Genomic DNA, 11,955 nt, shown 5'->3' on the forward strand with positions numbered 1-11,955 from the left:
TAAGATATTTACCGCCATCTCAGGCTGATAATAACTCACCTCAAAGCGTAAAAAAAAGATGCCACATGGCGTTGCGCTAACAGTACATGAAACTATCTGGCTTTGACAAGCTGGATGACGCCGCAAAAGGTAACACACTCTGGTGACAAAAATCCTGTCAAGCGCGCTTCACCGCCAACAACCACTTATCCAGTTCTGCGGCAAACTGCTGGCGATCGCGCTGGGAAAGCGCACTGGGGCCGCCGGTCTGAATACCGCTGGAGCGCATAGTGTCCATAAAGTCGCGCAGGGTTAAGCGCTCGCGGATAGTTGCGTGGCTATAGCGCTCACCACGCGGGTTCAGCGCCGCACCGCCTTTTTCCAGCACTTCTGCGGCCAGCGGAATATCGGCAGTGACCACCAAATCCCCCGGCTGGCAAAGACGGACGATTTCATTATCGGCAACGTCAAAGCCCTGCGGCACGACCATGGCACGTATGTAGCGCGATGGCGGCACACGCAAATACTGGTTAGCCACCAGCACCAACTCAATCTGCGTACGGTCTGCGGCGCGATATAGCACCTCTTTAATCACATTAGGACACGCATCCGCATCCACCCAAATCGTCATCACGACTTCCTTCTACACGGGAACGTTAAGCGAGATTATACGGTAAGCCGCCGCGATGGCGTAATAAAGTGCACACCCGTTGAACCACACTCATGGCCCTTTACTGCAAATTGAGCGAATTTGCGTGTATAACAGTAAACTACGTATAAAAACCGACAGAGGGAGAGACGTGATGGAGAAGAAAATTGGCTTCATTGGCTGCGGAAATATGGGCAAAGCCATTCTTGGCGGCCTGATTGCTAGCGGCCAGGTACTTCCTGGACAGATTTGGGTCTATACCCCATCGCCGGATAAAGTCGCCGCACTGCGCGATGAGTATGGCATTAACGCTGCGCAAAGTGCGCAGGAAGTGGCACAGGTGGCGGATATCGTCTTTGGCGCGGTCAAACCCGGTATTATGGTGAAGGTTCTCAGTGAAATTGCCTCCAGTCTGAACAAAGACTCACTGGTGGTCTCCATTGCCGCTGGCGTGACTTTAGAGCAACTGGCGCGTGCGCTGGGCCATGACCGTAAGATTGTTCGTGCGATGCCGAATACCCCTTCCCTGGTGAACGCTGGGATGACCTCAGTCACGCCGAATGCGCTGGTCACGCCGGAAGATATTGCCGACGTATTGAATATTTTCCGCTGCTTTGGTGAAGCAGAAGAGATTGCCGAAGCCATGATCCACCCGGTTGTTGGCGTGAGCGGTTCCGCCCCGGCCTACGTGTTTATGTTTATTGAGGCGATGGCTGACGCCGCCGTGCTGGGCGGTATGCCGCGCAAGCAGGCTTATAAGTTTGCCGCGCAAGCGGTGATGGGCTCCGCGAAGATGGTGCTGGAAACCGGGAAACATCCGGGCGAATTGAAAGATATGGTCTGCTCACCGGGTGGCACCACCATTGAAGCCGTGCGAGTTCTTGAAGAGAAAGGCTTCCGTTCTGCCGTCATCGAAGCGATGACAAAATGTATGGAAAAATCTGAGAAGATGAGCAAGTCGTAAGCGCTGTGACCCGGCAATGGCGCCGGGTCAAACTGACTTACCATAGAATGGAAATTAACTTTTCTTCAAACAGGTACTCATAAAGGTTTTACGCTCGTCGCCTTTTAAGGTCTTCTGAGCCGCCTGCGCGTTACAATCCTTCATCTTTTGTTGCTGTGGTGTCAGTGTTTTACCGTCGGCAGCAGCACCTGCACCTTTAAGGCAGGTACTCATATACGTTTTACGCTCATCACCTTTAAGCGTTTTGGCGGTCGCCTGTTGGTTACAGCTGCTCATACGCTGTTGCTGAGGGGTCAGGGTTTTCTCCGTCGCCGTCGCTGTCGTCGCCGCAGAAGCTGAAGCCGCAACAAACAGACCACAAAGCAGAGTCACCATTAATGTCGTTTTCATTACACCATCCTTTCGTGAGAAGTCACCGTAAGTCTGGTCTCAGAAAGACATTAAAACAACCCGGCGTCGTGAATTCGCCGCCGGATTAGCGTGATTACAACCCTAAAGCCGCTTTCATGGTGTAATACAGATCGGTTTGATCGGTAAGCCCCACCACGTTCGCCGCATGCGGGCCATAAGCCGCAATGCGCAGCTGTGTCCCGGTATGTTCCATCGACTCTTCTTCCGAGTTACCGTAGCTCATCACCATCACCGCACCGTCTTTGGTATTCAGTGCCTGAGTCAGCCCCGGCGCTTTGCTATCCGGTGGGATGATCTGGCTGGAGTGAGCGTGGTCGGCGGTCACGATAACCAGGGTGTTGCCGTCTTTTTTGGCAAATTCCAGCGCCTTTTGTACCGCTTCATCCAGGTCGACCGTTTCACCAATCTGTCCACACGGATTGGCCGCGTGATCCTGCTTGTCGATTGACGCCCCTTCCACCTGCAGGAAGAATCCTTTCTCATGGGTGCTCAGCAAGGTGATGGCCTTATCGGTCATCTGCGCCAGCGTTGGCACACTTTCATTGCGTTTCGGATTTGGCGTGCAGGTGACGGTCGCTTTATCGATATTGCCGTGGTACGAGGCCTTTGGCCCTTCCCAACGCACGGGCATATTACCGTCGGAGAACAGTCCCAGCAGCGGTTTATCCTGATTTACCTGAGTGATAGCGGCAAGCGTTGTGGCATCGTTCACCAGTTGATACCCGCGCGCTTCGGCCTGCTCGCGCAATGTCTTGCCCTGCCATTCACCCGCCGTCGCCGCTTCAGCGAAGGTTTTCGCCCCACCGCCTAACGTGACATCAGCACGCGCATTGAGCAGCTGTTCGGTAATGGATCCCTTGCCGCCTTTTTCCAGCGCATTGGTTGGGCATTTTTCTGAGGTGACGCTTGGGCCATAACATTTGCGCGAAGTGACATGAGAAACCAGTGCCGCAGGCGTGGCGTCCTGCAGTTCTGCCGTCGAGACGTTACCGGTCGCCAGACCCGCTAATTTAGCCAGCTCGAGGATTGTCTGGTGGTCTTTTTCGTGGATATCCACCCCCAGCGCGCCATTATAGGTTTTCACCCCGGTGCTCCAGGCCGTTGCCGAAGCCGCTGAGTCAGTGACATAGTCCGGTTTACCGGTTTTTTTATCCAGCGCGTAGTGGGTGTACTGACCGGTCAGCGGCAGTGCATCAATCCCTTTAAAGAAACCACCAGCACCTTGTGCATAGTTACGCGCGGCGGTAATTTCCGAATCCCCCATCCCGTCACCAATCAGCAAAATAACGTTCTTTGCCTGCTTATTATTTAACGATACGCGAATGGCCTCGGTTTGATCCGCAGATAAACGGCGAGCGCCGCCCTGCTGGGTTATATCCCCAAGCGCTGCGCGGTTATCGAGAACGGTCATATCGCTGTCGGCATGTGCAACTGACAGACTTAACAGAGGTAATATTGCGGCAAAAATTGCGCTGTATTTCACTTGAGATTCTCCATGTATAAATACCTAAAAAAGGAAACATGGAGACTGTAAGAAAAAAGCGTGACAGTTTAATGACAGCGCCAGAGGCTGTTTTACCTACTGATTTTCGTAGGTGAGAAATAACCGTTTAACATGGTTATATAATAATTCATTATTATGATCGACATCATGTTCCGCAGGTTCCAGCTTATTCAGCGTCGCCGCAATATTGCTCTCTAACGTTTGTTGGGATTCCTGCTTCATATGCTGCAAAAGCGTCGTGACCACCACTTCCAGCGCATCAACCTGAATGCGTAATGCATTGGCTTCATCTTCCTTCTCTGCCAGTTTCACCAGCAGTTCAGCAATGAAGTTTTTCATCGCACGTTATCCTTGTATGACAGATGGGCAGGGAGTCGGCCCCGAAATAAATAGACCGATAAGCACTCCGGTTCTATTCCCCTAAAGCAAGGGGGATAGAATTACAATATCCAGACAATTCTGCAATACCAACAGGTAAAAATATAATCCCCATGATTTTCATGGCATTGATTTCTTGAAAGGTCATCGAAACGTTTTGCTGGCAAAATATTGCTATTACTTATGGATAATAATGCTGACCAGAAGGAATAATGGTATCAACATTATTCCCTCCTTTTACGCAATATTACTGACGAACGGGTCGAGTCCGACGCAGCATCACCGCTAATTGCCACAGATTGATCAGGACAATCACCGCCGTCACAATAAAGACCCAACGGAATCCAGCCATCGCCGATACCGACGCGCCAATTAACGGCCCAATGACATTGCCCAGATACATAAACGACTGGTTGTAACCAAAAATGCGCCCGGTAACGCGCTCACTAATATATTTGAGCAACAGGGTTTGCACGGCAGGTAGCATTGCGCCATCGGCAAAGCCAAGAATAAATCGCAGAATGCCAAGCTGGAGCGGCGTGGTGACAAACGACATGGCGAAAAAGAGCACGACGGCAAAGATTAAGGTAGCGACTAAAATACGCGCGGTACCAATACGATCGCCGAGTTTACCCAAACGAGGTGCCGACATCAGCGCGGAGACACCCGGTACGGCGGCAATCATGCCGCTTAAAAATGCAATATTGCCCGTGTCGGGCGACATCGACTGAATAAATAACGTCAGGATAGGGCTGATGGATCCATTGCAAAGCTGAATCACCATTGTCGTGACAAACAGACTTATCACAAGGCCTGGATAGGGCAGCGAGGCAAATACCGCTTTACCGCTGAGCTTCTCGCCTTTATTCAGCTGTGGTCGTGGCCCCTCTTTAATTAAGAATAGCGTGACCATAAAGCTGACCAGCAGCAGAAAGGCGGTGATAAAAAACACCATCCGCAGCCCAACATGGTCAGCAAGAAATCCCCCGAGCAACGGCCCACCAATCACCCCGGTAATCTGCGCAGTTGAGAGCGTGCTCAGCGCCCAGCCACTGCGTTCACGCGGCACCTGTGAGGCCACCAGCGCCATCGCATTGGGAATATAGCCGGAGGTTAACCCCATGATCGCGCGCAAGATAAACAGTTGCCAGACATTGGTCGCAAAGGCCTGCAGCAAAATCGCAATCGCCATTCCGAGCGAAGCCCGTAAGAGCATCAGTTTACGGCCTTTACGGTCAGCCAGGCTGCCCCACATCGGAGAGACCACCGCCGATACCAGGAAAGTGACGCTAAACGTTAAGCCTGACCACATTGAAAGTGATTCATGCGAGGTCACCCCCATCTGCGCAATATACAGGGGTAAAAACGGCAAAATTTGACTGATCGCCAGGCCGGTGAAAAAACAACCGAGCCAAACGGAAATAAGATTAACCTTCCAGGATTCCATCACGAGATATCGTAAATTCACTTTGCGGAAACAAGTCCACAGGTTAGCAAGTTGCCGTTTACGCGGTATTGTCAGAGATGCTTAATCCATTATTTCAGAATTTTATCGGTCACTTACGACTCATTCGTGATTAACATCACACAGTGACGGCATTAATGCAGTGAATTATGCTTATCCGTCGCACGTTAATCGTGCCATTCGATATGGAAAAGGCAGATGCGCTGCAATACCCGTGATATGTTATGTGCTTTGCATTTAGAACAGATGGAATGAGAAATGGCAAAGTTGCGGGTTGGCATTGTTTTTGGTGGAAAATCAGCGGAGCACGAAGTCTCCTTGCAGTCCGCGAAGAACATCGTAGAAGCGATTGATAAGACGCGTTTTGACGTCGTATTGTTGGGTATCGATAAGCAGGGGCAATGGCATATCAGCGATGCCCAGAACTACCTGTTTAATGCCGAGGATCCTGCCCGTATCGCATTACGTCCTTCCGACACCACCCTCGCCCATATTCCGGGTAAAGAACACCAGCAGATGATCGACGCTTCCAGCGGTAAACCCCTTGAAGCGATCGATGTTATCTTCCCGATTGTTCACGGCACACTGGGCGAAGACGGTTCCTTACAAGGCATGCTGCGAATGGCCAATCTGCCGTTTGTCGGCTCTGACGTGCTGGGCTCTGCCGCCTGTATGGATAAGGACGTCACCAAACGTCTGCTGCGCGATGCCGGGCTGTCGATTGCCCCCTTCGTCACCCTGACACGCCGCAATCGCGACAGCTTTACTTTTGAAGAAATTAAAACCACGCTGGGGCTACCGCTGTTTGTGAAGCCGGCCAATCAGGGCTCTTCCGTCGGCGTCAGCAAGGTTAACGATGCCGCGCAATATCAACAAGCCGTGGCGCTGGCATTTGAGTTCGACCATAAAGTCGTGGTGGAACAAGGTATTCAGGGGCGTGAGATTGAGTGCGCGGTGCTGGGCAACGACTTCCCGCAGGCCAGTACCTGCGGCGAGATTGTGCTGAACAGCGAATTCTACGCCTACGACACCAAGTACATTGATGACAATGGGGCGAAAGTGGTCGTTCCTGCGGCGATCTCCGCCGAGGTGAACGATAAAATCCGTCAGGTTGCTGTCGATGCTTACCAGACACTAGGCTGTTGCGGTATGGCGCGTGTTGACGTGTTCCTGACGGCTGAAAACGACGTTGTGATTAATGAAATCAATACGTTGCCAGGCTTTACCAACATCAGCATGTATCCAAAACTGTGGCAGGCTAGCGGTCTGGATTACACCTCGCTGATTACCCGCTTGATTGAGTTGGCGCTAGAGCGTCATCAGGCGGATAAAGCGCTGAAAACGTCGATGAACGGTTAACAAACCCCCCGGCGTCGCCGGGAAGCGAATTACGTTTCCTGGCGACGAATAATAAACCCAGCCAACCAGAAGCTAATAACCCAGGTCACCATCCCCACCGCATAAGTTTGCCAGCCTTTCGCCTCGAATCCGAGCAGGCCAACAATCCCGTTAAGAATAAAAATCAGACCGATCGCAAACGCGTAGTAGTGCCAGTCACGGCGAATTTTGGCAGGCAGGTTCATAGCAACTCCCGAAGAAAAAAGTGATGATGCCATAAACCGCCATCCGCGTCTGTGGTGTAAACAGCAATTAGCGAATGTTAAAAAATTTTCCACGGCGGGGGTGAAACCAGGACTATTCCTGCTCAAAATTTACCATAAATCCGATGTTTGCCTAGGCAGTCCAGTGCCACACTGACTCCAGTATCACGAAATCGTCTGTGTTCACGTTATCCTGGAGGTCTCAATGACCGATTTCACCTTATCAAAGCTCATGTTCAGCAAAAAAAAGGGGACGTCCTCCACCTCTGGCAATCTGGCCTATGCGCTTTTCGTTCTGCTCTGTTTTTCGGTGGGTGCGCAGCTGTTAACGCTGGTGCTGCATGCACCGGGCGTCTATGAACACCTGATGCAAATGCAGGACACCGGTCGTCCACGCGTGGAGATGGGTCTGGGTGTGGGAACGCTATTTGGCGTGGTGCCATTCCTGGCCGGATGCGCCATCCTGGGCATTGTTTCGCTGATGCGCCGTCTGCGTCATCACGATTAATTGAGTGCCATGCATTTAGCCCGACGTTCATCAACCCGTTTGGCAAACCATGCGGTGGTTAATTTACGGGTGATCTTCGGGCTTTCCAGTTGTATACCCGGCAACATCTCTCTTGCCAGCGGTTTCCCCGCTTTCTGCTCAGCAATTTTATAGACCCCTTTGTATAACGCGGTCTTTTCAAAGGCCAGGCTGTCGCCCTGACGAAGCTGACGGTGGATTTCAGCGTCACTCATCGATAACTTGCTTGCCAGTTTTCTGACCGCCGTTTCAGTACTGCCCGGTTTATCGCTCCCGTAAAGCACCACGTCACCGTCGAGTGCCAGTTTTACCCCAGTGGCTTTACTGACCGCATACTGGAATGCCGCATTGCGGCTGGCATACCAACCGGCGTTAAAATCAGCGAAACGATAAATAGGCGCGCTGTAATTAGCCGGGTAATTGAGCAGATGATAGGTGCCAAACCAGAGTCCCCCACGTAGCGTAAACACTTCCTGGCGAACGGTGCCATCCATCTTCCATGGATAGTTGTCCTGATGATCTTCGGCAAACGCAATACTGACCTGCATCGGGCCGCCGGTATGTACCGGATTCAGAGAGCCAAAGAGCTTTTGCCCCATCGGCACCATATCGATGAAATCGTCAAAGATGGCACTAAGCTGTTTTTCCGTTTTCACGTTATCCAGCCGCTCGCTATAGCTTTTGCCGTTCGGCGAATTGATTTTCAGCGCGGTGTGGACAAGAAAGACCGGGATATGCATTTTCTCAGCACGACGGTCAATTTCCTGCCAGGCAATTTTACTTAACCCAGGGACTGCCGGGTCGGCCCGATAGTTCGATTCCTGTTGTGCAACCGCCAGCACCGAACAGATATTCTCCTCGGTCGGTGCCAGCTTCTGGCTGTCAAAGGTTTTCGCCAGCGCCTGCGCCCAGGCCTCTTTATCCTTCACGCTGGCAGGCATTTTTTGCCGCACGACGCTTGCCACATCCACCGGTTTTTCCCCTGCTTTCATTTGTGGTGCCTGTTGGCTGGTACAGGCGCTTAAAAGCGCACCGGCCAACAGCGCAAGGGGTAAAGAGCGATAACGCGTTACGGCAATCGCCATGAGCTATCCTTATCAAAATAAACGGTTATCGCTTAGCTCTGCGGCTGAACGATTTCATCTTGTAGGTCTTTATTATCCAGTTCGCGTTCAAAGCTGCGCAGACGTTTGTAGATGGACATCAGTTCCACCAGCGTAGTCCAGGAGCTGATGAGATACTGGAAAGAGCCTCGCACCTGACCAAAGACGTTGGTTATCTGCGTCATCAGGCCGAGCGTAATGGTACCGGCAACAATCGATGGAAACAGCAGGAACAAACCGAAAACGTTATCCACCTGCAGGTACAGAATGCGGGCAATATTAAAATACATATAGTGGAAATAGAGACGGAAATAGTTCTGACGTACCGCGCTGAACAGTTCGCGCAACGTAGGCGGCGTGGCACGATTCGCGTCATCCTCACCGTAAACCAGCTCTTTACGATACGCAGCTTCAACGCGCTGATTCTTAAAATTCAAGCCAGGCAGTTTAATCCCTACCACCGCCAGCAGACCTGTCCCCATCAGCGACCAGACGATGGCTGCAATCACCAGACCATAAGGCACATGACCGATAATCGGTAGATTTGGGACGTGCGCGGAGAGAGTCACCAGCACAGGGAGGAATGCAATTAACGTCATAATCGCGTTAATAAAGCTGGTACCCATGTCTTCAAGCGTGGAGGCAAAACGCATGGTGTCTTCCTGCACACGCTGCGCGGCACCTTCAATATGGCGTAGCTGCTGCCAATGCGCGGTGTAGTATTCGTTCATTGCCGTGCGCCAGCGAAAGACATAGTGGCTGACAAAGAAGTTATTCAGTACGCCAATGACAACAGCAATTAATGCAATCCCGAGGAAAATGCCGATTTCCTGATAGAACTGGTTAATCGAAACTTTGTTCGGCGAGGCCAGCGCGGTTTGGATCAGGTCATAGAACGGTGCATACCAGGCGTTGATCGCAACCCCGACTTCCACCATAAACCAGGTCACAAAGATAATCAGGGCGGTACCAAGAATTGACCAGTATTGCCAGCGGTGCGGGCTGCGGATAAACCAGTAGCCAGCGAACAGCGCTACGCACACCAGGTAATAGGCATAAAAAACCAGATAGTTCAGTGACCAAAAGCGGCGTGCACTAATCGGTACATCGTTGCCCGCTACAGCAATATGCAGCAGCCAGCTACCGCCGCCCGCCTGCCAGAAAATAACGGCAACCAGTGCCCAAATAAACACCGAGAGAAAAAACGGCCCCGGTTTTGGGAAAAAAGACTTAAACATAGTGCTCTCCTGCTAACTTCTTATGGTTTTGTTTAGTGCTGTGACAACAGAATACCGCTACGGATCATTTTTACCGTAAAGAGGTATTAGGCAATGTTACCGGGCAATCAGACCGGAAAATGTCGGCAGAGTTCGCCGGGGTCTACATTTGTATCATACGCGTTGGATCACAAAAGCGTGTAATCAGCTGAATGAATAATCATCGCATTTACGCCCGGTTACGTTTTTCCCGCTATGATACCGTTTAATGGTGCTGCACCTGGTGCCGAATAGTTATATTTTTAGTATAAATACGCGTAACTCTCCCATTTCAATTCATGATGGATGCCTCCGTTGAAACGTAGTCTGCTTTTTTCTGCCGTGCTCTGCGCGGTGTCATTGACCTCGGTGCAGGCCGCTCAGCCTCTTACCACCCCCACGTTTGCATCCGATATCGTTGACCGGTATGCCAATCATATCTATTACGGTAGCGGCGCAACCGGTATGGCGCTGGTGGTCATTGATGGCAACCAGCGTGTATTCCGCAGCTTTGGCGAAACACGTCCCGGCAATAATGTCCATCCGCAGCTCGATTCAGTCATCCGTATCGCCTCACTCAGCAAACTGATGACCAGCGAGATGCTGGTAAAATTACTCGATCAGGGTGTGGTGAAGCTAAACGATCCGTTAAGTAAATACGCCCCGGCAAACGCCCGTGTTCCAACGTATAACGGTACACCGATTACGCTGGTGAATCTGGCGACCCACACCAGCGCTCTGCCCCGCGAACAGCCCGGCGGTGCAGCACATCGTCCGGTCTTTGTCTGGCCGACTCAATCGCAGCGCTGGAGCTATCTCTCCACCGCCAAATTACGTGTGGCACCGGGTTCACAAGCGAGCTACTCCAACCTGGCTTTTGACCTACTGGCAGATGCGCTTGGGAATGCGGCGGGTAAACCCTATCCGAAGCTTTTTGAAGAACAGATTGCCCGTCCGTTGGGAATGAAAGACACCACCTTTACGCCTTCGCCTGATCAATGCGGTCGTCTGATGGTGGCCGAAAAAGGTGCCAGCCCGTGTAACAACACGCTGGCGGCCATGGGCAGTGGTGGGGTCTATTCAACGCCAGGCGATATGATGCGCTGGATGCAGCAGTATCTTTCTTCTGATTTCTATCATCGTAGCAATCAGGCTGACCGTATGCAGACGCTGGTGTACAAACGTAGCCAGTTGACGCGGGTCATTGGAATGGACGTCCCCGGGCATGCCGATGCGCTGGGACTGGGTTGGGTCTACATGGCACCTAAGAACGGTCGTCCGGGAATTATTCAAAAAACGGGCGGTGGCGGTGGTTTCATTACGTACATGGCAATGATCCCACAGTCCAATGTCGGTGCATTTGTGGTTATTACCCGCTCGCCGCTCACACGCTTTGTGAATATGAGCGACGGTATCAATGATCTGGTCACCGAGCTGAGCGGTAATAAAGCCGCCATTATTCCAGCGTCTTAATAATCGTAAGGCAAACGCGTAATACCGACGAGTTTGCCTTTTTCCATTTTGATATAGTCACCTTTTCGCAATGCGGACAGCACTTCAGCAATGACCGAGCGCGAAATACGCGTCCGTTGCTGGATGAAATTCAACACGCCAATACGGGTGCGGATACGTTCATCCCAGGCCATCATCATCAATAGCGTTGAGCGGATCTGGTGATAGTGATTGGTACCAATCAATTGTTTGTCCCGTAGCTCAAGCATTCGCGTCTGCCAGGTCATCCAATAAAAGGCTTCTCGCCACAAATGGTAGCGTTCAAGACAATGCAAGGTATCTACGGCAGGCAGGTAATATCCCCGGCACTCGGTTTCAGCAATCAGCATATAGTCGTTCTTTATTTTATTGACTGCGGCGGCAAGACCAAAAATGGCAGGGTTTTGCACGATGCCATACAACATATTGCTCTCATTGCGATGTAGGGATACTGCGCCGTGCTGAATAACAATAGTAATATCGTTAAAAGCACCGTCAGGAGGAATAAACGCCTCACCCGCGGTCAGAGTGAATCGCGTCCCTTGTTGAGATAATTTTTTATCGAGAGTAAAAAACTCGCTGAGCGGTTTACTCAAATGCGGCATGTTATGCAATCCTTGCAAAAAAT

Annotated in this window: 13 protein-coding genes; 4 read left to right on the forward strand and 9 right to left on the reverse strand. The window is 51.4% G+C overall.

The window, feature by feature from the left end; all coding sequences use genetic code 11:
• Positions 1-157: 157 nt before the first annotated feature.
• Positions 158-610: a YaiI/YqxD family protein gene (locus U0026_RS17645; protein ID WP_062773976.1), complete on the reverse strand. Its 453-nt coding sequence runs from the start codon at positions 608-610 to the stop codon at positions 158-160.
• A 172-nt stretch (positions 611-782) separates the two neighbouring features.
• Between U0026_RS17645 and proC the strand changes: the two genes are divergently transcribed.
• Entirely contained in the window at positions 783-1,592 is an 810-nt protein-coding gene (gene proC / locus U0026_RS17650) for a pyrroline-5-carboxylate reductase (protein ID WP_062773978.1), read from the forward strand.
• A 54-nt stretch (positions 1,593-1,646) separates the two neighbouring features.
• Here the strand turns inward: proC and U0026_RS17655 are convergent, their stop codons facing one another.
• The 4 genes from U0026_RS17655 to U0026_RS17670 all read right to left on the reverse strand — a co-directional run bounded on the left by U0026_RS17655 (position 1,647) and on the right by U0026_RS17670 (position 5,332).
• On the reverse strand, positions 1,647-1,982 hold the full coding sequence (locus U0026_RS17655; protein ID WP_062773979.1) for a PsiF family protein: 336 nt from the start codon (positions 1,980-1,982) through the stop codon (positions 1,647-1,649).
• A gap of 94 nt (positions 1,983-2,076) precedes the next feature.
• The gene (gene phoA / locus U0026_RS17660; RefSeq protein ID WP_062773981.1) at positions 2,077-3,486 is read right to left on the reverse strand and encodes an alkaline phosphatase; all 1,410 of its coding nucleotides are present in this window, start codon (positions 3,484-3,486) and stop codon (positions 2,077-2,079) included.
• Between the two features lie 96 nt (positions 3,487-3,582).
• Positions 3,583-3,846 (reverse strand): sigma-S stabilization anti-adapter protein IraP, encoded by a 264-nt coding sequence (locus U0026_RS17665; protein WP_062773983.1) that lies wholly within the window; start codon positions 3,844-3,846, stop codon positions 3,583-3,585.
• Between the two features lie 286 nt (positions 3,847-4,132).
• Positions 4,133-5,332: a multidrug efflux MFS transporter gene (locus U0026_RS17670; protein ID WP_062773984.1), complete on the reverse strand. Its 1,200-nt coding sequence runs from the start codon at positions 5,330-5,332 to the stop codon at positions 4,133-4,135.
• A gap of 276 nt (positions 5,333-5,608) precedes the next feature.
• Here U0026_RS17670 and ddlA point away from each other — a divergent pair, with 276 nt between their 5' ends.
• Complete coding sequence (ddlA, locus tag U0026_RS17675) at positions 5,609-6,709, forward strand: D-alanine--D-alanine ligase (RefSeq protein ID WP_062773986.1); 1,101 nt, start codon at positions 5,609-5,611, stop codon at positions 6,707-6,709.
• Between the two features lie 29 nt (positions 6,710-6,738).
• Here ddlA and U0026_RS17680 read toward each other — a convergent pair whose 3' ends face one another.
• The gene (locus U0026_RS17680; protein WP_062773988.1) at positions 6,739-6,933 is read right to left on the reverse strand and encodes a DUF2754 family protein; all 195 of its coding nucleotides are present in this window, start codon (positions 6,931-6,933) and stop codon (positions 6,739-6,741) included.
• A 223-nt stretch (positions 6,934-7,156) separates the two neighbouring features.
• Here U0026_RS17680 and U0026_RS17685 point away from each other — a divergent pair, with 223 nt between their 5' ends.
• Positions 7,157-7,459 (forward strand): DUF2755 family protein, encoded by a 303-nt coding sequence (locus tag U0026_RS17685; protein ID WP_062773990.1) that lies wholly within the window; start codon positions 7,157-7,159, stop codon positions 7,457-7,459.
• On the opposite strand, the gene U0026_RS17690 is transcribed toward U0026_RS17685, so the two are convergent.
• Both U0026_RS17690 and sbmA read right to left on the reverse strand, forming a co-directional pair.
• Positions 7,456-8,562 carry a DUF1615 domain-containing protein gene (locus tag U0026_RS17690; RefSeq protein ID WP_062773991.1) on the reverse strand — a complete coding sequence of 369 codons (1,107 nt, stop codon included), beginning with the start codon at positions 8,560-8,562 and terminating at the stop codon, positions 7,456-7,458. The genes U0026_RS17685 and U0026_RS17690 overlap by 4 nt on opposite strands.
• A gap of 32 nt (positions 8,563-8,594) precedes the next feature.
• The gene (sbmA, locus tag U0026_RS17695; RefSeq protein WP_062773993.1) at positions 8,595-9,818 is read right to left on the reverse strand and encodes a peptide antibiotic transporter SbmA; all 1,224 of its coding nucleotides are present in this window, start codon (positions 9,816-9,818) and stop codon (positions 8,595-8,597) included.
• A gap of 333 nt (positions 9,819-10,151) precedes the next feature.
• On the opposite strand from sbmA, the gene ampH reads away from it, so the two are divergent.
• Positions 10,152-11,309, forward strand: coding sequence for a D-alanyl-D-alanine-carboxypeptidase/endopeptidase AmpH (gene ampH / locus U0026_RS17700; protein WP_062773995.1), 1,158 nt, complete (start codon positions 10,152-10,154; stop codon positions 11,307-11,309).
• On the opposite strand, the gene U0026_RS17705 is transcribed toward ampH, so the two are convergent.
• On the reverse strand, positions 11,306-11,932 hold the full coding sequence (locus U0026_RS17705) for a helix-turn-helix domain-containing protein (RefSeq protein ID WP_062773997.1): 627 nt from the start codon (positions 11,930-11,932) through the stop codon (positions 11,306-11,308). The genes ampH and U0026_RS17705 overlap by 4 nt on opposite strands.
• Positions 11,933-11,955: the final 23 nt, after the last annotated feature.

This window comes from Kluyvera intermedia (genome assembly GCF_034424175.1).
GTDB classification, from domain to species: Bacteria; Pseudomonadota; Gammaproteobacteria; order Enterobacterales; family Enterobacteriaceae; genus Kluyvera; species Kluyvera intermedia.